This is a genomic window from Streptomyces sp. R41 (genome assembly GCF_041053055.1).
Taxonomy (GTDB): Bacteria; Actinomycetota; Actinomycetes; order Streptomycetales; family Streptomycetaceae; genus Streptomyces.
Window position 1 is genome coordinate 9,015,538 of the sequence record NZ_CP163443.1, and the last position, 23,822, is coordinate 9,039,359.

Consider the following 23,822-nt stretch of genomic DNA (forward strand, 5'->3'; position numbering starts at 1 on the left):
TGCTCAACTCCCTTTCTCCGTACGGAGCGTGGCCAGCGCGAGCACGCTCACCGCGCAGGTTGCCGCCGCGTAGTACGCGGGGATGTCCACGCTCCCCGTCCGTTTGATCGTCTCCGTGATGATGAGCCCCGCGCAGCCCGAGAACACCGCATTGGACAGGGCGTAGGCGAGTCCCAGACCGGTGTAGCGCACACTTGTCGGGAACATCTCGGAGAGCATCGCGGGACCGGGGCCCGCCATCAGCCCGACGACGGCACCCGCCACGAAGACGGCGACACCCTTCACGGCGTTCGAAGTCCCGGTGTTTTGAAGGAGGTTGAGCAGCGGGATCGCCAGCAGAGTGACCAGGACGGCCCCCGTGAGCATCACCGGGCGCCGCCCGATCCGGTCGCTGAGCCATCCCGCGGGGACGATCGTGGCCGCGAAGCCGAGATTGGCGAGGACCGTGGCGAGCAGCGCCTGCTGGAAGGTCGCGTTCAGGCTGCTCTGCAGGTACGAGGGGAGCACGACCAGGAAGGTGTAACCGGCCGCCGCCCAGCCCATGATGCGCCCGGCGCCGAGCGCGATCGCCCTGGCCACATCGGGGCCGGGCGGGCGCTCCAGCCGCCGCTGCCGCTCCCGCTCGAAGGACGGCGTCTCGTCCAGTCTCAGCCGCAGCCACAGCGCGCCGAGGCCGAGCGGCAGCGTCAGCAGGAACGGCAGCCTCCAGCCCCAGCCCTCGAGCTCGCCGGCGCTGAGCACCGTGGCCAGCAGCGCCGCGACGCCCGCACCGGCAAGGAGCCCGAGCGCGACAGTGAAGGATTGCCACGACCCGTACAGTCCGCGTCTGCCCGGCGGCGCGAACTCCGTCATCACCGAGACCGCGCCCCCGAACTCCCCGCCCGCGGACAGTCCCTGGAGCACCCGGAGGAACGTGAGCAGCCACGGGGCGAGGGCGCCGACCGTGGCGTAGGTGGGCAGCACGCCGATCAGGGTCGTCGCGGCCGTCATCAAGGCGATCACCAGGATCAGTACCGGACGCCGCCCGATCCGGTCGCCGAGCCGTCCGAACAGCGCGGCGCCGACGGGGCGGAAGAAGAACGCCAGTGCGAAGGACGCGTACGTCTTGACCAGGGCCTCGACCTCGCTGCCGCCCTCCGGTGTGAAGAAGCGGGCTGCGATGATCGTCGCGAAATAGCCGTAGACCCCGAACTCGTACCACTCGATGAAGTTGCCCACGGAGCCCGCGAACAGGGCTCTGCGGGAGTGCTCGGACCGGGCGGCGCGCAGGTCCGAGTCGTGCGCGGGGGCGCTCATGCCGGTTCCTCCCGGGCGTGCCGGGGCCGGGAAGGGACCGGCCCCGACGGAGACTGATGTTGGAAAATTAGCTTCAGTTCACGGGTTGTTGACTGTCAATAACTTTCACACGGGCTGGTCGACGCCCTGCCGCGTCGCCTCCAGGACATCGCTGTCACTCGTCTCGGCAACACCTGCCCGGACCGATCCCCACTGCGGCTCCCAGGCGGCTAGGCTCGTTACCAGTACGTCGTTTGGGCGACCTGGGGAGGTAGCGGGATGACGGAGGCACGGCCCGGAGTGGTCGCCTCGGCTTCCCTGTGGGAGCGCGACGAGGAAGTCGCCACACTCGAGGAGGCGATCGCCGCGCTGCGCGCGGATTCCGCCTCCTCGGGAAGCCTGCTGGTGTTCAGCGGCGAGGCGGGCCTCGGCAAGACCGCGCTCCTCGCCGAGGCACGCCGGATCGCGGAGAGCAGTGGCTGTGCGGTGTGGTCGGCACGCGGCGGCGAGACCGTCACGTCCGTCCCCTTCAATGTCGTACGGCAGCTGCTGCAGCCGGCCCTCGTCTCGCTGATGCCGGAGGAGGCGCGCGAGTACCTCGGCGACTGGTACGACATCGCGGGACCCGCCCTCGGCATAACGGAACCGGGCGAGCGTCAGCCCGACCCGCAGGGTGTGTGCGACGGCCTGGTCGCGGCGGTGCGGCGGCTCGCCAAGCGCGAGTGGCCGCTCGTGCTGCTCATCGACGACGCGCACTGGGCCGACCAGGAGACGCTGCGCTGGCTCGCCGCGTTCGCCGAGCGGCTCGACGACCTGTCCGTCCTCGTCGTGGTCGCCCGCCGCCCCGGCGGGGTCAGCGGCGAGAGCGCCCGGCTGCTCGACGTGGTCGCCGCCGCGGCCCGACCGGTCGCCACCCTGAGCGCGCTGACACCGGCCGCGGCCGAAGGGCTGACCCGCGCCACGCTCGGGGAGCACGCCGACGCGCCGTTCTGCCGCGAGGTATGGGCGGTCACCGGCGGCAACCCGTACGAGACGGTCGAACTGCTCGCCAAGGTGCAGGACAGCGAGCTGGAGCCGGCCGAGGGCTCGGCCGCCGAACTGCGCGACCTGAACCGCTCGGCCCGCGGCCGCGGACTCGTCGCCCGCCGCGAAGGACTCGGCATCGACGCCACCCGGTTCGCCTGGGCGGCCGCGATCCTCGGCACCGGGATCTCCCTCGACCTCGCCGCCCAACTCGCCGGAATGCAGAGCGACGAGGCCCTGCGCTGCGCCGAACTGCTCGGCGCCGCCCGCATCCTGACCGGTGCCGAGCCGGCGAACGGTCAAGTGGCGGAGAGCGAGCTGGAGTTCGTGCACCCGCTCATCGCGACCGCGGTCTACCGCTCGATCCCGGACGCCCTGCGCACCGCGATGCACGGCCAGGCCGCCTGGGCGGTCACCGAGTCCGGGCGCGGCGCGGCCGCTGCGTCCCGCCACCTTCTCGAAGTCCACCCGGACGACGACCCCGAACTCGTCGAGCAGATGCGCGAGGCCGCCCGGGAACACCTCGCCGTCGGCGCGCCCGACGCGGCCAGGCGCTGCCTGGAGCGCGCCCTGGCCGAGCCCCCGCTTCCCGACGTCCACGCGCGCGTGCTCTACGAACTGGGCTGCGCCACGCTCCTGACCGCGCCCTCCACGACCATCGGCCATCTGCGCGCCGCGCTCGAAAGGCCCGGCCTCGAGGACGCCATGCGCGTGGACGCCGTCTTCCGGCTCTCCCAGGCGCTGCTCCACAACGACCAGCTGGACGAGGCCGTCCGCACGGTCGACGAGGAGGTCGCCCGGCTCGAACCGGGCCCCGCCCGGATGCGGCTGCAGGCCGTGCACTACATGTGGGAGGGCATCCACGCGGGCGAGGAGCGCGCCTCGGGACACTCCCTCGGTCTCGCCGAACTCGTCGGGACCTGCACCGGGCGGGACAACTCCGAGCGCGCGCTGCTCATACTGCGCGGCTTCGACGCGATGACGCGCGGGGAGAACGCCGAAGAGGTCGTGGAACTCTGCGACCGCGCCCTCGTCAACGGCCGCCTCGCCCCCGGACTCGGCTGGACCGACACCGAGTGGGGCGTCGAACTGCTCCTGATGCTCGGCAGCGCGTACGCCTACGCCGATCGGCTCGACCGGGCCGAGAGCCTGTTCAGTGAGGCCCTGCACGCCTATGTGAAGGCCGGCTGGAGCGGCGGCCACCTCTCCCTGGCCAACGCCTATCTCGGCCTCGCGCACCGCAGGCGGGGCCGCCTCGCCGACGCGGAGCACTACCAGCGCGAATCGCTCCGACTTGCCGAGCGGGTCGGCCGCGGGCTGCCCCTGTACTGGTCCGCGACCTGCGGACTCATCGACACACTGCTCGCCCGCGGCCATGTCCAGGAGGCCGCGGAGATCGCCGAACGCTACGGCTTCGCACCGCCGTACCCGTCCACCATCGTGCTCCCGGACACCCGCTCCGTGCGCGGCCGACTGCTGCTCGCCGCGGGCCGCACCAAGGACGGCATCAACGAACTGGAGGCAGCCGAGAAGGCCGCAGCCGCGCGAGGTCACCACAACACGGTGCTCGCCCCCTGGGCGGTCGACCTCGCCCGGGCCCTCGCCACGGAGGACCCGGCGCGCGCCGCCGCCCTGGCCTCCGACGCCCGCCGCCAGGCCGAGCGCTTCGGCACCGACACGGCCATCGGCGAGGCGCTTCGCTGCGCCGCGGCCCTCGAATCGGGCCAGCGCGCGGTACGCCTGGCCGGCCAGGCGGTCACCTTCCTGGAAGCCTCGCCCTGCCAGTACGAACACGCTGCGGCCCGCGTCGAGTACGGCATCGCCGCCCGCTCGGTGTCGGAGCTCAACAAGGGGCTGACGCTGGCGCGTTCGTGCGGGGCGGACGGGCTGGTGGCGAAGGCGGGGGAGGCGCTGGCGAGCCTTTGATCCGGCAGCCGGGCCTCGGTCCGGCAGCCGGATTTCAGTACGGCGGCCCGGGCCCTCAGGCGCCGAGCAGCTGATCCGTCACCGCTGCGAGGCGCTTCCACACGTCCCGGTCGTACGTCTCCACGTGCGCCCGGGACGGGCTCGTGCCGTCGAAGTACCCGCCGGTTCCCAACTCCCGTGTGGCCAGGGCGAGTACACCCGCCGCGCCGTCGGCGACGGTGGACCAGGGGACGACCCCGGCCTCGCGGACCATCGCCGTGTCCATGTACGTCGCGGGGTGCAGGACGTTCACCGCGACACCGCTTTCGGCCAACTCCTCGGCCAGCGCGAAGGTGTGCGCCGCGAGGGCGAACTTGCTGCGGCAGTACGCCGATACGCCGCTGTAGCCCCGGGTGAGTTCCGGGTCGTCGAAGTCCAGGGGTTCCTGGCCGACCGAGCCGACGTTGACGACGCGGGAGGGGGCGCTCGCGCGGAGCGTTGGCAGGAGCGCGCGAGTGAGGGCGACCGGCGCGAGATAGTTCACCGCGAGCCGCAGCTCGTGACCGTCGGAGCTCACCTCACGGCCGGTGCCGCGCGGGCCGGCGCCGACCCCCGCGTTGTTGATCAGCACGTCGAGACGGGGGTGTGCGGCGGCGACCTCCTCGACCAGCCGCCGCACCTGCGCGAGCGAGGCCAGATCGGCGACGTACCCGTAGGCCTCGCCGCCCTCGGCCCGCAGCTCCGCGACGAGCGCCTCGGTCCGCTCGCGGTCGCGCCCGTGCGCGAGGACGACGGATCCGGAGCGGACCAGCTCGAAGGCGACGTACCGGCCGAGTCCGGAGGTGGCACCGGTGATCAGAACAGTGGACATGCCTCCACCCTAGGCATGGTGTGGAGGCATGCACGAGGTGCCGTTGAAGCTACGACCAGCAGGGTCACCCACCGCTCTTGTCTTCCTCCGCCAGTACCCGTTGCGCCACCGCGAACGCGGAGTTCGCCGCCGGAACACCGCAGTACACGGCCGTCTGCAGCAGCACCGCGCCGATCTCCTCGGGCGTGAGGCCGTTGCGCCGGGCCGCGCGGACGTGCATGGCCAGCTCGTCGTAGTGGCCCTGCGCCACCAGCGCGGTCAGCGTGATCATGCTGCGCTCACGGCGCGCCAGCGTGGGATCCGTCCAGATCTCGCCCCACGCATAGCGCGAGATGAAGTCCTGGAAACGGGCGGTGAAGGGCGTCTGCCGTGCCTGCGCGCGGTCCACGTGCTCGTCGCCGAGGACCTGACGGCGCACCTCCATGCCTCGCTGCGCGTACCCGTCGAAGTGTCCGCGCAGCGCGGCGAGCACAGCCTCCGGGCGCTCCGCGGGCGCCAGATGCGAGGCGCCCGCGATCTCGGTGAGCGAGGCGCCCGGCACCGCGTCCGCGATCTCCCGCAGATGCGCGGGCGGCGTCGCCGGATCCTCGCGGCCCGCGATGAGCAGGGTCGGCACGGTGATCGACGACAGCCGCTCCCGGATGTCGAAGGCGGCGAGCGCGTCACAGCAGGCGGCGTACGCTTCCGGCTCCGCGGTGCGATGGTCCTCCACCAGCTCGGGCACGGTGAAGCCGGGCGTGAACCAGCGGGCGTTCGCGGTTGCCGCGAGCGCGGCGAGGCCCTCGCGGCGCACGGTCTCCGCCCGCTCCTCCCACGGCTTGGAGCCGTTGAAGTGCGCGGACGAGCAGATGACGGCGAGGCTTTCCAGACGCTCCGGGTGGTGCGCGGCCAGATGCAGACCGACCGCGCCACCGAGCGAGACACCCGCGTACGCGAACCGGTCGATGCCGAGCGAGTCGGCGAGGGCGAGCACCAGCCCCGCGAGGTCGGCGACGCTCGCGCCGGGCCCGATCAGGTCCGCGGCCGAACCACCGTGACCCGGCAGATCCCAGCGGACCACCCGGTGGGTGACGGACAGCTCGGGCGCGACCTTGTCCCACAGGGCGTACGACGTGCCGAGCGAGGGCCCGAGGAGCAGCGGGGGAGCGGTGGTGGGACCCTCGGCGCGGTGGTTGAGCAGTCTGTCGGTCAACGTCGCTCCAGAGCACGGTCGGTGAGGGCTCCGGCGGAGCCCGTGTAGCGGGTGGGGTCGGTGAGGTCCGCGAGGTCGAGCTCCTTGAGCTCCGGCTCCTCGCCGAGCACGTCCACGAGGGGCCGGTTCTCGGCGACGGCGCGCTGCGCGGCCCGCGTCAGCAGCTCCTTGGCGCGGGCCCGCCCGAGCACGGGAGCGAGCTCGACGGCCAGCCGCTCGGAGACGATCAACCCGTGGGTCAGATCGAGGTGTTCACGCATGGTGTCCGCGTTCACCCGGAGCCCCTCCGCCAGTTCGGCGGCATCGCGCGAGGCCCCGCCGACCAGCCGGAGCAGATCCCGCAGGGGCTCCCACTCGGCGTGCCAGGCCCCTGCCGGGCGCTCGTCCTCGGCCGGCATCGCCCCGTAGAGCGTCGCCGCGAGCTGTGGCGCCCGGCGGGCCGCGGCGGCGACGAGGGTGGCCCGGACAGGGTTGGTCTTGTGCGGCATCGCGGACGATCCGCCGCCGGAGCCCTCGGCGACCTCGGCGATCTCGGTGCGGGCGAGGGTGAGCACGTCGACGGCGATCTTGCCCAGGGCTCCGGCGGTGAACGCCAGTGCTCCGGCCAGATCGGCGATCGGCGTACGGAGGGTGTGCCAGGGCAGCACGGGTTCGGCGAGGCCGAGTTCCTGGGCGTACGCCGCAACGAGGGCCCGAGTGTCCTCGGCACCGAACGCGGTGAAGGCGGCCAACGTCCCGGCGGCACCGCCCAGTTGGGCGGGAAGCCGGACGCCCGCGAGGCGGTCCCGGGCGTCCAGCACCAGCGATCGCCACCCCGCGGCCTTCAGCCCGAAGGTGGTCGGCACGGCGTGCTGGGTCAGGGTCCGGCCGGACATCGCCGTGTCGCGGTGGTCCGCGGCGAGCCGGGCCAGCGCCTGCTCCGTGCGGCCGAGGTCGTCCAGGACGAGGTCCAGCGTGCGTGCGGCGACCAGCATGGTCGCCGAGTCCATGATGTCCTGGCTCGTCGCGCCGCGGTGGACGTAGGGGCCGTACTCCTTGCCGACGGCGGCCGTCAGGTCCGCGACCAGCGGGATCACGGGATTGCCGCCGCTTCGCGCGCGCAGCGCGATCGCCGCGACGTCGAAGCCGGGGGCGTCGGCCGCCGAGGACACCGCCGATGCCGCCTCCGACGGGGCCAGCCCGAGTGATGCCTGGGCGCGGGTCAGCGCGGCCTCCGCGTCGAGCAGCGCCCGCAGATACGCGGTGCCGCTCGTCGCGGACGCGGCCGGGGAGCCCGCCCACCCGGGGGAGAGCAGGGCGTCGGAATCGGCAGGGCCGACAGCTGTCACTGGAACTCCAGGAAGACCGTTTCGCCTTCGCCCTGAAGGCGGATGTCGAAACGGTACGTGCGGTTCGTCCCCTCGGCCGCGATCAGCGTGGCGCGCCGGTCGGCCGGGAGCGAGTCGAGCAGCGGGTCGGCGCCGTCGGCGAGGTAGGCGCGGGTGAAGAGGTGGTGCACCAGACCGCGCGCGAACACGCACACGCTGATGTACGGCAGCCCGGCGTTTCCCGGCGGCAGCGTGCGCAGCGCGTAGTGCCCGTCGGCGTCCGTGGCGACCCGACCGAAGCCCGTGAAGTCGACGCCGTTGCGGCCCAGGAAGCCGCCCGTCGACGGGTCGCGGCGCATCGAGCCGGGAGCGCCCTTCAGGGAGCCGTCGGGCGCCGCCTGCCAGAAGTCCAGCAGGGCGTCGGGGATCGGTGTGCCCGCGCCGTCGAACACGTACCCGTGCAGGGTGATGGTCTCGGGGTGGCCCGGGGGCGCGACGTCCGCGCCCCCGGGGAAGGGGAGCGCGTGGCCGTAGAAGGGGCCGATGGTGTGGGACGGGGTGGGGAGCAACTGCTCGGTCATGTTCAGCGGCCTTCTTCGATCCAGGTGGCGGAGGGACCGTCGAGGACGATGTCCCACTCGTAGCCCATCGAGAACTCGGGCTGGGAGAGGTCGTGGTTGTAGGCGGCGACAAGCCGGTTGCGGGCCGCCTCGTCCGTCACGGACTGCAGGATCGGGTCGTACCGGAACAGCGGGTCGCTGGGGAAGTACATCTGCGTCACGAGCCGCTGGGTGAACGCGGTGCCGAAGACCGAGAAGTGGATGTGCGCGGGCCGCCACGCGTTGGTGTGGTTGCCCCACGGGTACGGGCCCGGCTTGATGGTGGTGAACGTGTACCGGCCCTGATCGTCCGTCAGGGTGCGTCCCACACCGGTGAAGTTGGGGTCGAGCGGCGCCGGGTGCTGCTCGCGCAGATGGGCGTAGCGGCCGGCGGCGTTGGCCTGCCAGATCTCGACGAGCTGGCCGCGTACGGGACGGCCGGCGCGGTCGAGCAGCCGGCCCGAGACGGTCATGCGCTCGCCGATCGGTTCGCCCCGGTGCCGGCGGGTCAGGTCGTTGTCGATCTCGGTGATGTCGGTGACGCCGAAGACCGGACCCGACAGCTCGACCGTCTCCGGGTCGCCGCCGTTCACGGCGACCAGTGGCTGCTTGGGGTGGCGCAGGATGGAGCTGCGGTACGGGGGGTAGTCGCGCGAGGGGTGGTGCTGGACCGGGGCGCCGCCGGCGACCGCCTTGTCGTACGCGTCCTGGAGATCCTTGATCTCGACGTCGATGTCCGACTGAGTGAGAGCCATGGTCGACTTCCTATCGTTCGAGGACGAGGGCGAGGCCCTGGCCCACACCGATGCAGAGGGTGGCGACACCAACTCCTGAGCCCTGACGGGCGAGTTGGTGGGCGACGGTTCCGGCGAGCCGGGCGCCGGACGCGCCGAGGGGGTGACCGAGGGCGATGGCGCCGCCCTGCGGGTTGAGGATCTGCGGGTCGAACTCGGGCCATTCGGCGAGGCAGCCGAGGACCTGCGCGGCGAAGGCCTCGTTCAGTTCCAGCGTCGACAGATCGTCAAATCGCTTGCCCGACTTGGCGAGTGCGCGGTTCACGGCCTCGACGGGGGCGAGTCCGAAGTACTGCGGGTCGATCGCGGAGACGCCGGTCGCGCTGATACGGGCGAGGGGCTCCCGGCCGGTGGCCTTCAGTCCCTCCTCGTCGACGAGGAGCAGGGCGGCCGCACCGTCGTTCAGGGGCGAGGCGTTGCCCGCCGTCACCGTGCCGTTCTCGGTGCGGAAGGACGGCTTCAGTCTGGCCATGGCCTCCAGGGATGCCTCGGCGCGTACGCACTCGTCGGCGCCGAAGACGACCGGGTCGCCCTTGCGCTGCGGCAGGGAGACGGGGGCGATCTCGCCGTCGAACAGGCCGTCCGCCTGTGCCTGGGCCGCCTTGCGGTGGCTGGCGAGGGCGAATTCGTCCTGCTGCTCACGCGTGATCTTGTGCTTCTCGGCGATGAGTTCGGCCGACTCGCCCAATGGGATGGTCCACTGTGGGTCCATCTTCGGGTTGACCATGCGCCAGCCGAGCGTGGTGGAGTACAGCTCGGCGTGTCCGGCCGGGAAGGGCCGGTCGCTCTTCGGCAGCACGTAGGGGGCGCGGGTCATCGACTCGACGCCGCCGGCCAGGGCGATGGAGGCGTCGCCGAGCGCGATGGCCCGCGCGGCCTGGATGACGGCTTCGAGCCCGGAGGCGCACAGCCGGTTGACGGTCACGCCCGGGACCGAGGTGGGCAGTCCGGCGAGCAGGGCGGCCATGCGGCCGACGTTGCGGTTCTCCTCGCCGGCGCCGTTGGCGTTGCCGAAGTACACGTCCTCGATCCGGGACGGGTCCAGGTCCGGGGTACGGGCGAGGAGTTCACGGATGGCATGGGCGGCGAGGTCGTCCGGGCGGACGGCGGCCAGCGACCCGTTGTACTTGCCGATGGGGGTGCGGACCGCATCGACGATGTAGACGTCCTTCATGAGGTCTCCTCGGGAACGCGGATCTTCGCGGCCGTCTTCGCCACGATCTCCTCGACGGTGACGCCCGGCGCGGTCTCGACGAGCACCAGCCCCTCGGCGGTGACGTCGAGGACGCCGAGATCGGTGATGATCCGGTTCACACACGCCTTGCCCGTGAGCGGCAGCGCGCACTCCTCGAGGATCTTCGCCGAGCCGTCCTTGGCCGTGTGCGTCATCACGACGATGACCGTGCGGGCGCCGTGGACCAGGTCCATCGCTCCGCCGATCCCGGTGATCATCTTGCCGGGGATCGCCCAGTTGGCGAGGTCGCCACCCGCGGACACCTGCATCGCGCCGAGCACGGCCACGTCGATGTGCCCGCCGCGGATCATCCCGAAGGACAGTGACGAGTCGAAGTACGAAGCCCCCGGCAGGACGGTGACGGTCTCCTTGCCCGCGTTGATGAGATCCGGGTCGACCTGGTCCTCGGTGGGATAGGGGCCGGTGCCCAGGATGCCGTTCTCGGACTCCAGGATCACCTCCACGCCCGGCGGGAGGTAGTTGGGGATCAGCGTCGGCAGGCCGATGCCGAGGTTCACATACTGGCCGTCCTCGAGCTCGCGCGCGGCGCGGGCGGCCATCTCTTGCCTGCTCCAGGCCATTACTCGCTCACCGTTCCATCCGCCGCGGGCGCCGACACCGTCCGCTGCTCGATCATCTTGGCCCTCGCCTGCTCCGGGGTGAGCGCGACGACGCGCTGCACGAAGATGCCCGGCAGATGCACCGCGTCCGGGTCGATCTCGCCCGGCTCCACCAGCTCCTCCACCTCGGCTATCGTCACCCGGCCGGCCATCGCGGCCAGCGGGTTGAAATTCCGGGTGGACTTGTTGAAGACCAGGTTGCCGTGCCGGTCGCCCTTGGCGGCCCGTACGAGGGCGAAGTCGGTGCGGATGCCGTGCTCCAGCACGTATTCGGTGCCGTCGAACTCGCGCACCTCCTTCGGCGGGGAGGCCAGCGCGACGCCGCCCTGGCCGTCGTAACGCCACGGCAGTCCGCCGTCCGCGACCTGAGTACCCACTCCGGCCGGGGTGTAGAACGCGGGGATCCCGGCGCCGCCCGCGCGCAGCCGCTCGGCGAGCGTGCCCTGCGGGATCATCTCCACCTCCAGCTCACCGGCCAGGTACTGCCGTGCGAACTCCTTGTTCGCCCCGATGTACGAGCCGGTGACGCGGGCGATCCGCCCGGCCGCGAGCAGGATCGCGAGGCCGGACTCCATGGCCCCGCAGTTGTTGGAGACCACACCGAGGCCGGATACGCCACGCTCGTACAGCGCCTCGATCAGCACGTTCGGCACCCCACTCAGGCCGAATCCACCGACCGCGAGTGTCGCGCCGTCCGGCACATCGGCCACTGCCTCAAGGGCCGTGGCGACCACCTTGTCCATCCGTGAAGCCCCATCTCTCCCGAGCGTTCAGCATCTCAATTAATCAGGGCACTGATTATTTCTTCGAGGTTTCAAACACGCTGCCATCCGATCCCTGGCCCGTCAAGACCCTCGATGAATCCGCAGGTGAGAGTCTCGGCATAGGGCGAGACGGGTCCCGCAGCGCCCGGGTATTGTTCAGTACACCAACGAATCGTTGAGTTGAGGAGCGCATATGGCCGCGGTGGATCTCTCCACCCACCCCGGGCACCTGGCCCGGCGACTGCAGCAGGCGCACTACCTGCTGTGGAACACCATGGTCTCCGAGGAGATCACCTCGCCGCAGTTCGCGGTCCTGAACGCGCTCGTCGCGGAGCCGGGCCTGGACCAGCGAACAGTGGGGGAGCGGGTGGGGCTCGACAGGTCAACCATCGCTGAGGTCATCAGCCGGCTCGGCCGCCGCGGTCTGCTCGACAAGGTGCGCGACCCGCAGGACGGCCGCCGCTTCCTGCTGCGCCTCACGGACGAGGGCACGCGTACGCACCGCAAGCTGACCGTCCGCACCGCGCGGATGAACCAGGTCTTCCTGGCCCCGCTCTCCACCGAGGAGCAGGCGATGTTCTTCGACCTCATCCAGCGGGTCTCGGACGCCGCGGAGGGGCTCCGCAACCCGGCGGAGCCCCTGGCGTCCTCGAAGGCCTAGGCCTCCAGGCGCTCGACTCTGTCCATGAGGAAGGCGTACGCCAGGAATCCGGCCACCGAGAGCGCGGCGACGTAGACCAGGCCGCCCGCCATCGAGCCCGTACGGTCGATGATCACGCCGATGACGACCGGGGCGAGCGCGCCGCCGAGATTGGCCGCGAAGCTGAACGTGCCGCCCGCCAGGCCCATCAGGCGGACCGGCGCGATGTCGGACAGCGCCGCCCAGCCGAGCTGCATGAAGCCCTGTGCGAAGAACGCCGCCGACATGAAGAAGATGACCAGAGGTACGGAGTCGGTGAAGTTGGCGGCGACGATGATCGGAGCCAGGCACAGCCCCGTCATCACGGGCAGCTTGCGCGCCCACGTCCGTGACATGCCGCTGCGCAGCAGCCGGTCCGAGCCCCAGCCCGCGAGCACCACGCCCACCATGGCGGAGATGTAGGGCAGCGAACCCCAGAAGCCCGCCTTGATGGTGTCCATGTGCTTCTCGTCGACGAGATAGCTGGGGAACCAGGTCAGGAAGAAGAACAGCACCGAGGTGTTGGCGAACTGCGCGACGAACAGCCCCCACATCCGGCGGCTTCCCACCAGGATCGCCAGCCCCTGCCAGGTGGTCTCGGTTCGCCCGGCGGCCTGCTCGTCCGGGGTGCCCTCGCCGTCCTGGCGGATGTGCGCGAGTTCCTCGGCGCTCACCCGCGGGCTCTGCTCCGGGGTGTCGTGGACCCGCTTGAACCAGACGGCCGAGAAGAGCAGACCGGCGATGCCCGTCGCCAGGAAGATCGACGGCCAGCCGAAGTACACGACCAGCAGGGACAGCAGCGGAACCGCGACCGCGAGGCCGACGTACTCGCCGGCCGTGTACCAGGCGGTGGCCCGGCCGCGCTCCTTGCTCGGGAACCAGTTGCTGACCAGCCGGTTGTTGGCCGGGAACGCGGGTGTCTCGAAGAGACCGAGGCCGACTCGCAGCCCGATCACCACACCGAAGGAGCGCGCGAAGAAGAACGCGACGGTGCACAGGGACCAGCCGACCATCGCGTAGCCGAACGCCAGCTTCGGCCCGATCCTGTCGACCAGCCGGCCGCCGGGCACCTGGAGTGCCGCGTACACCCACGAGAAGGCCGACAGGATCAGGCCCGCCTCGGTGGCGGACAGCTTGAACTCGTCGGTGATGTGGGGGAGGGCGACCGCCATGTTCGTGCGGTCGAGGTAGTTGATCGCGGTGATCATGAACAGCGAGACCAGCAGACCGTACCGGGCCTTGCCGCGCGCCGGGCGGGCCGTCTGATCCGCCGGAGCGGACGGGGACGTGACGGCAGTGCTCATGGCTGCTCCTTTGCGGCCGTTCCAGTATGGGTCATGGCTCAGGTCCACTGTGCGGACCGACTGGTCCGAGCCGTGGTGACGATACGACGTGCACTGAGGATCAACAAGGGGTGATGGCGGGGTTTCGGGGATCAGGTGTGGGTCCGCTCAGCGGACCTCCACGGAGTACCGTGCGGGTGCAGAGTTGCCAGATACGTCTGGGGGACCGCACCGCGGTCCGTTGTCGAGGAGGAACAGATGGCAGCCGAGTCCGAACCGGCAGGCATGCGGACCGTCCAGCGGGCGATCGACATCCTCGGGCTCTTCGACGAGAGCCGCCCCGCCATGTCCCTCCGCGAGATCGTCACCGCCTCCGGGCTGCCCAAGACGACGGTCCTGCGGATCCTGGGGACGCTTCGGATGAACGGCCTGCTGTGGGTCGACGAACACGGCCGCTACATCGCGGGCCCCGCCCTGCTGCGCTGGTCCCGTCTCGCCGAACAGGCCTGGCGGCTGCCGCCCGCGGCCGGTGTGATTCTGCGCGACCTCGCCGCCGAGCACAAGGAGACGGTGCACCTGTATGTACGCCGTGACATCCACCGCGTCTGCATCGCCCAGGAGGAAGGGCCCCAGACGCTCCGGCACGTTGTCCGCGTCGGAGACGAACTCCCCTTGTGGGCGGGCGGCGTCGCCAAGGCCCTGCTGGTGGACGCGCCGGACGCGCTGCTGCGCAAGGTCGCGGAGGCCTCACCGTACGGAATCGCCCACCTGGACACCCTGAACTCCTGGATCGCTCAGGCACGCGAACACGGGTACGCCGTGAGCCACGGGGAGCGCGAGGAAGGGCTGTCCGCGGTGGCCGTGCCGGTGCGGGGGAGAGGCGGGGGCGTGGTGGCGGCACTGTCCTTCGGCGGTCCGAGCACGCGGTTCACGCAGGAGCGCGTGGCGCGATTTGCCGAGGGGCTGACGGTGGCGGCGGGGGAGCTGGGGAGGGCGGGGCTGCCGTTCGAGGGGTGAGGTTTTCGAGGGGGTGCCGGCCCCATGGGGCGCCGCAGGGATGCCATACGGCCGCAGTGCGGTCGCTGTGAGGCCGGCTGGTCGGCCGGGGTGAGCGGCTCGTGCGCAGGGTGCTCGCGCTCGTGCCCCGCGAGTCGTACGTGCCCCCGCGAGTCGTTCGTGGCGCGCGAGTCGTTCGTGCCCCGCGAGCCGTTCGAGCCCCGCAAGTCGGGATTGTCCTGAGTGCCGCCACTGGTCCGCTGGACGGACCACGCGTACCATTCAATGGAACGGTGGCTAGACTGAGGCTCCCGCATCGCCCCGCATGCGGCACCCCGGGAAGGAAGGCGGCCCACCGTGAGCCAGACCCTCATCACCCGTGCCCCGCACACCCCCGCGGACTGGTGGGTCACCGCCGACCAGGCGCGGCACACGGCGCAGGACGGCCTCGCCGACGCCGCGACCGCCCCCGATCTGCTGCGCACGCTCGCCGAACTCGACCGCGCCCGCCGTGCGTCGGCGGCCGCCGTCGGCGCGGCGGTCGAGGCGCTGCTCACCGCGGGCGCTCGCTGGGAGGACATTGCGGCCGCCGTGGGGCTCGACTCGGTCGACGACGCACGGCATGCGCTCACCGCCGCGCGCCAGGAGGCGGAAGCAGCGATCGAGCGGCGCTTGGGGCGGCGGTCCTAGCCCCCATCCGGTCGACTCCTGTGCGGACAGCTTCGGTTGCGTCGGGTCCTGTTGGGGCGAGGCCCATCCGGTCGGGGCCGGTCGGCCGGCTCCCGTCGGGTCGATTCCCGTTCGTTCGTGTCCGGTCCGCCGGCTCCCGTCGGGTCGATTCCCGTTCGGTCGTGTCCGGTCGGCCGCATCTCGTGAGGCCGGCTCCCGTTCGGTCGGGCCCGATCGGCCGCACCGGTCACGCCTTCGCGAAGACCACCCACACCTGGCCCTGCGCGAAGTTCATCGGCGCACCGCCCGTCGTCGTGAACTCCGTGCCGTCCGTCGCGCTGGGGCGCGCCCAGTTCGCGTCGAAGACACGGCCGTCGCGCAGCACCTTCGCCTTCCCCGAGCCCACCGTCTCCGTGTACGGCGTGTTGTTGCCCAGGACGTCGTGGAACTGGGACGCGCGCACCTTCACGTACTGCACGACCACCGTGGCCGGAGCCACCTTCTTGCCCTCGGTCGTCACGGTGGGCGTCCCGTCCATGTCCACCAGCCAGCGCTGTCGGCTGTCGGACCAGGTGAAGGTGAAGCGTGCAGCAGGGAAGCGCACGGTGCGTGAGGTCTCCGGGCTGCCGCCCGCGGGCGCCTTGCCGAAGTGGAACCCGGTGGTGAGGGCGGCGCTGCCCGGCGCGGATCCGACCAGCCGCTGCGGACGCAGATAGAGATTGTGCGGCGCGGGCTTGTCCGTGCCCCGGTAGTAGGCGCCAGACACGCTTTCCGGCGGCTGCGCGTGCAGCGGGGCCTTGTCGATCAGCGGCAGCAGCTTGTGCTGCGCCCCCGAGAAGGCGAGCGTCGGCTCGTCGAACTGGCGCAACAGCTCCAGGTCCGACTCGCGGGCACTGCGCACGGGCCCGACGACCTTCGGGAACCGGCTCGCGTAGACCGCCATCAGCCGACTGAGACCCCCCTCGACCTGCTCCGCGTACACGACGTCGGCCGCGTCCAGACCCGTCTGGGGGCGAGCCGCCCGCACATTGTCGATCTTCACGGCGAGCACCGAACCGCTCTTCGCCGTGCCGTCGTTGCCTGTGCCGTCGTTGCCTGCCGTGGGCCCCTGTGTCCGGCCGCGCCCGTCATCGGTCGCGCCGCCCCCCGCGGTGCAGCCGGTCATCAGAGAGCCCGTCACTGCGGCCAGCAGCGCCGCCGTCATCGCGCCGCGCCGCATCCGCGCCAGCTGTCGCATACCCACCGTGCGCCCCCGTTCTGTGACACTGATTGTGCGCTTAAAGATTCATCGGTGGCCATACCCGTTCGATTCTGATTACGTGCGCTGCCGAACCCGATCAGGCGAGAGGTCTCTTCGCGTGAGTCTCTGCGCGTGACTGTGTGCGTGGGGGTGAACGGCGGGCCGACCGGCGGCGGTCAGTCCTGCGGTCCGAAGATCTCCGCGAGGTCGTATCCCACCGGCTCCTCCAACTGGCTGTACGTGCAGCTCTCGGCCGTCCGGTCGGGGCGCCAGCGGCGGAAGCGGGCCGTGTGGCGGAACCGCACGCCGTTCTCCATGTGGTCGTAGGCCACCTCGGCCACCCGCTCGGGCCGCACGGGCACCCAGGAGAGGTCCTTCTTCGACGACCATCTGCTGGGCGCCCCCGGCAACCGCGCCGTCTCGTGCGCCGCCTCGTCCGCCCAGGCCGCCCACGGGTGTTCCTCGACATCCTCCAACCGCAGCGGCTCCAGCTCCTCCACCAGCTCAGCGCGCCGCTTCATCGGGAACGCGGCGCTCACGCCGACGTGCTGGAGGGTGCCCTCGTCGTCGTACAGACCCAGCAGCAGAGAGCCGACGATCGGTCCGCTCTTGTGGAAGCGGTAACCGGCGACGACGACGTCCGCCGTCCGTTCGTGCTTGATCTTGAACATGGCGCGCTCGTCCTGCAGATAGGGCACGGTGAGCGGTTTGGCGATCACCCCGTCGAGGCCCGCGCCCTCGTACTGCTCGAACCACCGCTGCGCCACCTCGCGGTCCGTGGTCGCCGGCGCCACATGGACCGGCGCCGTCACTCCGGACAGTGCCATCACCAGCAGCGCGCGCCGGTCGCCCAGTGGGACGTCGAGCAGTGACTCGTCGGCGAGCGCCAGCAGATCGAAGGCCACGAAGGAGGCGGGGGTCTTCTCGGCCAGCATCCGCACCCGTGAGTCCGCCGGATGGATCCGCTCCGTGAGCGCGTCGAAGTCGAGCCGTCCTTCCCGCGCGATCACGATCTCGCCGTCCATCACACAACGCTCCGGCAGCCGTTCCCGCAGCGCTTCGACGAGTTCGGGAAAGTACCTGGTCAGCGGTTTCCCGGTGCGACTGCCGATCTCGACCTCACCGCCGTCGCGGAACACGATCGCCCGGAAGCCGTCCCACTTCGCCTCGTAGTGCATGTCAGGCGGGATCCTGGCCACGGACTTGGCGAGCATCGGCTTCACAGGTGGCATCACCGGCAGGTCCATGTTCCGATTCTGCGCGGTGATACGGCCGTCCGCCCGGTGTGCGAGGTGTGCGCGCGGCGCCTACCGTGGCTCGCATGGGCGATGCGGTGGAACTCGAGGCAGCCGGGAGGACCGTACGTCTGTCCAGCCCGGGCAAGGTCTTCTTCCCGGAGCGCGGCTTCACGAAGCTGGACCTCGCCCAGTACTACCTCGCCGTCGGCGACGGCATCCTGCGCGCCCTCCGTAACCGCCCCACCACCCTGGAGCGGTACCCGGACGGCGTGAGCGGCGAGTCCTTCTTCCAGAAGCGGGCCCCCAAGAACATGCCCGACTGGATCCCGACCGCCCACATCACCTTCCCCAGCGGCCGCAGCGCGGACGAGATGTGCCCGACCGAGCCCGCCGCCGTCCTGTGGGCCGCCCAGTTCGGCACGCTCACCTTCCACCCGTGGCCGGTCCGCCGTGACGACGTCGACCGCCCCGACGAACTCCGCATCGACCTCGACCCGCAGCCCGGTACGGACTACGCCGACGCGGTGCGCGCCGCCCACGAACTGCGGGAGGTGCTGCACGAATACGGTGATCTGCGCGGCTGGCCCAAGACCTCCGGCGGCCGGGGCCTGCATGTCTTCGTGCCGATCCAGCCGCGCTGGACCTTCACACAGGTGCGCCGGGCCGCCATCGCCGTCGGGCGTGAACTGGAGCGCCGTATGCCCGACCAGGTCACCACCGCCTGGTGGAAGGAGGAAAGGGGCGAGAAGATCTTCGTGGACTACAACCAGACCGCCCGAGACCGCACCATCGCCTCCGCCTATTCGGTACGGCCCCGCCCGCACGCCCCCGTCTCCGCGCCCCTGCGCTGGGACGAGGTGGACGACGCCCAGCCCCGCGACTTCGACCTGGGGACCATGCCGCGGCGCTTCGCCGAACTGGGCGATGTGCACGCAGACATGGACGACCACGCCTTCTCCCTGGAGTCCCTGCTGGAACTCGCCAGCCGCGACGAGCACGACCACGGCCTGGGTGATCTGCCCTACCCGCCCGAGTACCCGAAGATGCCGGGCGAGCCGAAGCGGGTGCAGCCGAGCCGCGCCAAGCACGAGGACAGCTAGCCCCCATCTCGACCAGGCAGACCGTCGTGGCGGCGTGGCGTGCGGCAGCCACCGGTCACAGCATGCCGCACGCCACTGACAGCGGCTCGGACGGGACGGACGTCCCCCGACCCCTCACAACTCCCTCCTACAGCTTCTTCCTTCGGCGCCTTACAGCTCCTTGATCCGGATGTCCCGGTACGAGATCACGTCCGTCGTGCTGTGCACCTGGAGTCCGACGTAGCCGGAGGCGAACCGCCGTCCGTCCGTGCCCGGGTCGTCCGAGCGCGGCGGAGAGAAGTCCTGGCCGCCGATATTGTCGAACTCGTTGATCAGCACGCCGTTGCGGTAGACCGAGTAGTGCTGGTCGACCACACGGATCTCGTAGTCGTTCCACGTGCCCTTCTGGGTGACGCCCGCACCGGCAAGGCCCACACGGTCGAAGCCGTAGATCGAGCCCGTCTTGTACATGTCGCCGTCGGGCCGGTCGAGCACCTGCACCTCGTGCCCGTACTTGATGGCGACCCACTCCGGCCGTGTCTCCTCCGGGTGGTCATGGACCCACGGGAACCGCACGAACACACCGGAGTTGGCGTTCCCTGTCCCGGGAGCGTCGTCACGCCACTGGAGCTTCAGCGAGAAGTCGCCGTACTTGCGCTCGGGGAACCACAGCATGCCGAGCCCGCCCTGCGTGGTGCCGGACGTGATCGACCCGTCGGTGTTCAGTCCGAACGAACCGCCACCCACGTGCTCCCACCGCGCGAAGGACTCCTGCGAGCCGTCGAAGATCTTGCGGTAGCCGTCGGTCTGGCCCGGCTTGCCGATGCCGGACTGCTTGGCCGCCTTGTTGATCCTGTTGTACTCGCGCTGGTCGATGACACCTTCCTCGAGAAGCCTGTCCAGGACGGTCTTGACGTGCTTGAGGAACAGCGCCTGGGAGGTCCACTCCTTCTCGTCCTCGATCAACTCATTGATACGGCAACGGTTGTTGGTGACCCGGTTCGGTACACCCGAGTCGACCGTCCCCACGATCACCGTCAACCGCTCGTCGTACTCGGCGCAGTTGGGCGCAGGCACGCCGCCGCCCGACGCGACCGTGAAGCTCACGGCGCGCGGCTGCGACATGTTGCCCGCCTTGTCGCTCGCCCGGTACGCCACCGTGTGGGCGCCGACGCGGTCGACCAACACCGGGGCGGAGTACGCCAGATAGGGTCCGCCGTCCAGGGAGTACTCGATCGCGGCGACCCCCGAGCCACCCTCGTCCGTCGCGCTCACGGTCACCTTGGCACTGTTCACATACGCGCCGTCGGAGTTCTTCGTCCCGTCGACGCTCACCCCGGTCACCGGCGGGGTCGTCTCGGAGACCGGCGGCGCCACCACCGTGAAGTCGACGCTCTTCTCGGCTGCCGTGTTGCCCGCCTTGTCACTCGCGCGGTAGCGCACTTGGTGGGCGCCGAGCGCGTGCACCATCACGGGAGCCGTGTAGGGCTGCCAGCCGCCGGCATCGACCGCGTACTCGATCGTGTTGACTCCGGAACCGGTGTCGGAGGCAGAGACGGTGACGGTAGCCATGTCGATGTACGCACCGTCGGCATTCCGCTCGCCGCTCACCGTGGCCGAGGTCTCGGGCGCGGTCGTGTCGTCCGTCGGCGGCGCGACCACCGTGAGGTCGACGCTCTTCTCGGCAGCGGTGTTGCCCGCCTTGTCGAACGCGCGATAGCGGACCTTGTGGGTGCCGACCTGGTCGACCACGATGGGCGTGGTGTACGGCTGCCAGGCACCGGCGTCCTCGAGCGCGTACTCGATCCGGTCGACACCGGAACCCGCGTCCGTCGCGGCGACCGTGACCGTCGCCGAACCGACGTACGCGCCCTGCGAGTCCTGTGCGCCGCTCACCGAGGCCGATGTCTCGGGCGCCGTCGTGTCCGAGCCGCCGCCCTCCGTGACCACGAGGATGCCCTGCATCCGTTCATGGCCCGGCATCGTGCAGTAGAAGCGGTAGCGGCCCGGGGTGAGCGTGACTTCGGCCGTGTGCCTGCCGCTCTGGTCGTCGTTCGGGTTGGCCAGGATGTTCAGCGGGACGTCGTTGTTGTACTCCGGGTCGGAGACGTCGAACGTCAACGTGTGAGGCATTCCGGTGGTGTTGCCGGTCGCCGCGCTGTTCTCGAACACGATCGTCGTCGGGCCGGCGACCGCGGTCTGCGGCACGGAGGCGTACTGGGTGATGTCGTCCCCGGCGGTCCAGGTGAGCACCTGAGCGGCCGCTTCCCTCGGGGACTCGGCGATCGGGGACTCGGTCCGCCCGAACGCGGAGGTCGACGTCAGGCCCAGCACCATCAACAGGGACGCCAGCAAGGCCGTCCACCAACGTCTTTGGGACATCACTCCACCCTCCTGGCCAGTTGATCGGCGGTCGGCGTCGGGCCGCCACCCGTGTAAGTGACCTTCCACAGTGCCGACTTGGAGTCCGAGGTGAAGAAGCCGCGCCCGTAGTCGAGGACATACAGCGCGCCGTCCGGTCCGAACTTCCAGTCCATGAGGTTCTTGATGCCGTCGTTGCCGATGGGCACGATCTTCTTCAGCGACTCGGAGTGGATCGGCAGGCCGCCGTCACCGGCCGTCTTCGGGTCGGTGAGGACGGCGTTGCGTGGCTGGTCGGAGTCGTAGAAGTCGCCGACGAACCACTTGCCGTCCCAATAGGCGGGCCATTTCGCGGAGTTGAGGATCGAGGCGTCGTACCGGTAGACCGGCCCGTTCATCGCCGCTTGGCCGCCGCCCTTCAGCCACGGCAGCAGATAGGTGGCCTCCTCCTGCTTGTACGAGGGGATGCCGTTCGCGTCGCGGGGATAGTCCGGTGCGCCGCCCTGGGGCGAGTACCAGATGTTGTTGCCGGTGACCGGCGGGAGGTTGACGAGGCCGTCGTTGTTCGGGGACTCGTTCTTGGGGTGGTCGCAGTCGTACCAGCCGAGCGGCTTGGTCGGGTCGGGCAGATTGCGGTCCCGGTAGGGCTGCTTGTTGCCCATGCAGTACGGCCAACCCCGGTTGCTCGCCTTGGTGATGACGGCGAAGGTGTCGTACTTGGCGGGGCCCCATGTGGTCGACGGCTCGCTCGCGTCCGGGCCGACCCACCCGGCGTACAGGGTGTCGGTCTTCTTGTCGACGGAGATCCGGGCGGGGTTCCTGACGCCCATGACATAGATCTCGCCGCGGGTCTTGCCGCCACCCTCGGCGGTCTCTTCACCAGTGAAGAGATTCCCCTCCGGCAGCGTGTACGTGCCGTCGGGTTCCGGGTGGATGCGCAGGATCTTGCCGTTGAGGTTGTTGGTGTTGCCCGCGGTGCGGCGCGCGTCCGCGAACGACACGCCCTTGTAGTTGGGTTCGGGGTTGTTGCCCGAGTAACCGTCGCTGAAGCGACTGGAGTTGTTGTCACCGGTCGCGATGTAGAGATTGCCCTTGGAATCCCAGGCCATCCCGCCGCCCGCGTGGCAGCAACTGTGGATCTGCACCGGCCACTTGAGGAGCACCTTCTCGCTGCTCAGGTCCAGCTTGTTGGTGGCGAGATCGAGTGTGAAGCGGGAGACGCGGCGCTCGGCCATCTGCGTGTCGCGGTTGATCTGCGAGTGTGGTGTGTAGTGCAGATACACCCAGCCGTTCTGCTCGAACTTCGGATCGATCTCGATGCCGAGCAGGCCCTCCTCGACCTTGATCAGCTCGTCGCCGCCGCCCTTGTTGCCGAACACGGTGAGCGCGCCGGCCAGGGTGACCTTGCTGGTCCTGGGGTCGTAGACGTGGATCTCGCCCTTGCCCTTGCCGACGTCCGGGTTGTTCCAGTCGGTGATGACGGGCTGGGAGGAGTCCGCGCCGCCGCGGCCGATGTAGAGCACCCGTCCGTCGGGTGCGGTCACCAGCCCGTGCGGCTCGCCGATCTGATCGTTCTGGCCCGGCTGATTGGGCTGTGTCAGGCGCTCCGCCTTGTAATTGGCGTTGATCGCCGCCTTGCAGTCGGCCTGCACGAGCCGGGTCGTCCAGAGCAGGGCGCCGCGCAGATGCGTACGGAAGTCGCTCTCGTCGTACGACGAAGCAGTGCCGCCCATTCCGGTGTAGAAGGAGCGGCCGCCGTCGTAGTCGCGGCACCAACTCACGGGATGGTCCCAGCCGTTCTTGCTCGCACCCGGCTGATACGTCGACTCGCGCACCCTGGCCACGGTGTGCACCTCGCCCGACGGGTTCTTCACCCAGTTGAGCCACTGGTCGGGGCGCTTCCACTGGACCGGGAGGTCCTTGGTGGCGGGGTGCTGCCGGTCGCCTACCTCAACGGTCGCTCGCTGTACGTTCGTCGGGCTCGTGCTCGCCGGACGGGCACCGATGAGTCCGGTGAACCAGTCCGAATACGGTTCGGCTCGGGCTGCGTCATGGACGCCGACGAAACCGCCGCCCGCTTTCATGTACGCCTCCAGGCCGGCCTCCTGCTCCGGGTCGAGGACGTCCCCGCCACCGGTGAGGAAGACGACGGCGTTGAACCGGCCCAGCTTCGTCTCGTTCGTGAAGACCGAGGCGTCGTCCGTCGTCTCGACCTTGAAGCGCTGCGCGGCCGGACCGGACAGTCCGATCTTCTCGATGGCCTCGATCCCGGCGTTCACGACCGGCGACTCGTCCCCGGCCGCCGCCGAGCCGTAGAAGATCAGCACCCGTACATTGGCCCCGCCCGGTGGCGACTTGACGGACATCGTTGTCAACGCCGGATCCGGAGCCGGGCCCGCACTCGCGGACGGTGCCGAGAGCACCCCGGCGGTGACGGCTCCGGCGGCCAGGGCGGCGGCCCAGGCGCGGCGCCGGCTTCTGCGTCTTCTCGCGCTCAACCCTCGTAATTCTGACGGTGTTTGATGCGATGTGAACCGCATGTGGTCATCCACTCCTCGTCGGTCACAGCAACAGCGCCAAGGAAGCTAGACCTCTTTTCGCGGCTCGCCAATAGGTATGACCGCGATGGAACAAACTTTGTCCTGAGTGTGGATAAACGAGAGCCGGGCCGCTACCGTCTCACCGGTTCATCT

19 protein-coding genes are annotated in these 23,822 nt (G+C 70.4%); 5 read left to right on the forward strand and 14 right to left on the reverse strand.

The features are described from left to right. Positions 1-3: 3 nt before the first annotated feature. Positions 4-1,296 carry an MFS transporter gene (locus tag AB5J53_RS40930; RefSeq protein WP_369250651.1) on the reverse strand — a complete coding sequence of 431 codons (1,293 nt, stop codon included), beginning with the start codon at positions 1,294-1,296 and terminating at the stop codon, positions 4-6. A 258-nt stretch (positions 1,297-1,554) separates the two neighbouring features. Here AB5J53_RS40930 and AB5J53_RS40935 point away from each other — a divergent pair, with 258 nt between their 5' ends. Then, the gene (locus AB5J53_RS40935; protein WP_369250652.1) at positions 1,555-4,224 is read left to right on the forward strand and encodes an AAA family ATPase; all 2,670 of its coding nucleotides are present in this window, start codon (positions 1,555-1,557) and stop codon (positions 4,222-4,224) included. Between the two features lie 55 nt (positions 4,225-4,279). On the opposite strand, the gene AB5J53_RS40940 is transcribed toward AB5J53_RS40935, so the two are convergent. From AB5J53_RS40940 to AB5J53_RS40975, 8 genes are all read right to left on the reverse strand, one after another. Next, on the reverse strand, positions 4,280-5,074 hold the full coding sequence (locus AB5J53_RS40940; protein ID WP_369250653.1) for an SDR family NAD(P)-dependent oxidoreductase: 795 nt from the start codon (positions 5,072-5,074) through the stop codon (positions 4,280-4,282). Between the two features lie 64 nt (positions 5,075-5,138). Then, on the reverse strand, positions 5,139-6,266 hold the full coding sequence (gene pcaD / locus AB5J53_RS40945; RefSeq protein ID WP_369250654.1) for a 3-oxoadipate enol-lactonase: 1,128 nt from the start codon (positions 6,264-6,266) through the stop codon (positions 5,139-5,141). Beyond that, positions 6,263-7,594, reverse strand: a complete 1,332-nt coding sequence (gene pcaB / locus AB5J53_RS40950; protein ID WP_369250655.1) for a 3-carboxy-cis,cis-muconate cycloisomerase — start codon at positions 7,592-7,594, stop codon at positions 6,263-6,265. Before pcaB ends, pcaD begins: the two co-directional genes overlap by 4 nt. Then, complete coding sequence (gene pcaG, locus AB5J53_RS40955; protein ID WP_369250656.1) at positions 7,591-8,154, reverse strand: protocatechuate 3,4-dioxygenase subunit alpha; 564 nt, start codon at positions 8,152-8,154, stop codon at positions 7,591-7,593. Before pcaG ends, pcaB begins: the two co-directional genes overlap by 4 nt. Positions 8,155-8,156: 2 nt before the next feature. Next, positions 8,157-8,927 (reverse strand): protocatechuate 3,4-dioxygenase subunit beta, encoded by a 771-nt coding sequence (pcaH, locus tag AB5J53_RS40960; RefSeq protein WP_369250657.1) that lies wholly within the window; start codon positions 8,925-8,927, stop codon positions 8,157-8,159. A gap of 10 nt (positions 8,928-8,937) precedes the next feature. After that, positions 8,938-10,140: an acetyl-CoA C-acyltransferase gene (locus tag AB5J53_RS40965; RefSeq protein ID WP_369250658.1), complete on the reverse strand. Its 1,203-nt coding sequence runs from the start codon at positions 10,138-10,140 to the stop codon at positions 8,938-8,940. Then, a complete protein-coding gene (locus AB5J53_RS40970) occupies positions 10,137-10,781 on the reverse strand; it encodes a CoA transferase subunit B (RefSeq protein WP_369250659.1) in 645 nt (214 codons plus the stop codon). Before AB5J53_RS40970 ends, AB5J53_RS40965 begins: the two co-directional genes overlap by 4 nt. Next, positions 10,781-11,563: a CoA transferase subunit A gene (locus tag AB5J53_RS40975; RefSeq protein ID WP_369250660.1), complete on the reverse strand. Its 783-nt coding sequence runs from the start codon at positions 11,561-11,563 to the stop codon at positions 10,781-10,783. The genes AB5J53_RS40970 and AB5J53_RS40975 overlap by 1 nt, the downstream gene beginning before the upstream one ends. 214 nt (positions 11,564-11,777) lie before the next feature. On the opposite strand from AB5J53_RS40975, the gene AB5J53_RS40980 reads away from it, so the two are divergent. Then, complete coding sequence (locus AB5J53_RS40980) at positions 11,778-12,245, forward strand: MarR family winged helix-turn-helix transcriptional regulator (protein ID WP_369250661.1); 468 nt, start codon at positions 11,778-11,780, stop codon at positions 12,243-12,245. Here the strand turns inward: AB5J53_RS40980 and AB5J53_RS40985 are convergent. Then, positions 12,242-13,567: an MFS transporter gene (locus tag AB5J53_RS40985; protein WP_369250662.1), complete on the reverse strand. Its 1,326-nt coding sequence runs from the start codon at positions 13,565-13,567 to the stop codon at positions 12,242-12,244. The two genes, AB5J53_RS40980 and AB5J53_RS40985, sit on opposite strands and share 4 nt — an antisense overlap. Positions 13,568-13,804: 237 nt before the next feature. Between AB5J53_RS40985 and AB5J53_RS40990 the strand changes: the two genes are divergently transcribed. Both AB5J53_RS40990 and AB5J53_RS40995 read left to right on the forward strand, forming a co-directional pair. Then, on the forward strand, positions 13,805-14,563 hold the full coding sequence (locus AB5J53_RS40990) for an IclR family transcriptional regulator (protein WP_369250663.1): 759 nt from the start codon (positions 13,805-13,807) through the stop codon (positions 14,561-14,563). A gap of 336 nt (positions 14,564-14,899) precedes the next feature. Continuing rightward, positions 14,900-15,232: a hypothetical protein gene (locus AB5J53_RS40995; RefSeq protein ID WP_369250664.1), complete on the forward strand. Its 333-nt coding sequence runs from the start codon at positions 14,900-14,902 to the stop codon at positions 15,230-15,232. Positions 15,233-15,458: 226 nt separating this feature from the next. On the opposite strand, the gene AB5J53_RS41000 is transcribed toward AB5J53_RS40995, so the two are convergent. Together AB5J53_RS41000 and AB5J53_RS41005 are read right to left on the reverse strand one after the other, a co-directional pair. Continuing rightward, complete coding sequence (locus AB5J53_RS41000; RefSeq protein ID WP_369250665.1) at positions 15,459-16,448, reverse strand: DUF3048 domain-containing protein; 990 nt, start codon at positions 16,446-16,448, stop codon at positions 15,459-15,461. A 179-nt stretch (positions 16,449-16,627) separates the two neighbouring features. Then, positions 16,628-17,698 (reverse strand): ATP-dependent DNA ligase, encoded by a 1,071-nt coding sequence (locus AB5J53_RS41005; protein WP_369250666.1) that lies wholly within the window; start codon positions 17,696-17,698, stop codon positions 16,628-16,630. A gap of 74 nt (positions 17,699-17,772) precedes the next feature. On the opposite strand from AB5J53_RS41005, the gene ligD reads away from it, so the two are divergent. Then, a complete protein-coding gene (ligD, locus tag AB5J53_RS41010) occupies positions 17,773-18,789 on the forward strand; it encodes a non-homologous end-joining DNA ligase (RefSeq protein ID WP_369250667.1) in 1,017 nt (338 codons plus the stop codon). Between the two features lie 150 nt (positions 18,790-18,939). Here ligD and AB5J53_RS41015 read toward each other — a convergent pair whose 3' ends face one another. Both AB5J53_RS41015 and AB5J53_RS41020 read right to left on the reverse strand, forming a co-directional pair. Next, entirely contained in the window at positions 18,940-21,150 is a 2,211-nt protein-coding gene (locus tag AB5J53_RS41015; RefSeq protein ID WP_369250668.1) for a family 16 glycoside hydrolase, read from the reverse strand. Then, positions 21,150-23,669: a ThuA domain-containing protein gene (locus tag AB5J53_RS41020; protein WP_369250669.1), complete on the reverse strand. Its 2,520-nt coding sequence runs from the start codon at positions 23,667-23,669 to the stop codon at positions 21,150-21,152. Before AB5J53_RS41020 ends, AB5J53_RS41015 begins: the two co-directional genes overlap by 1 nt. Positions 23,670-23,822: the final 153 nt, after the last annotated feature.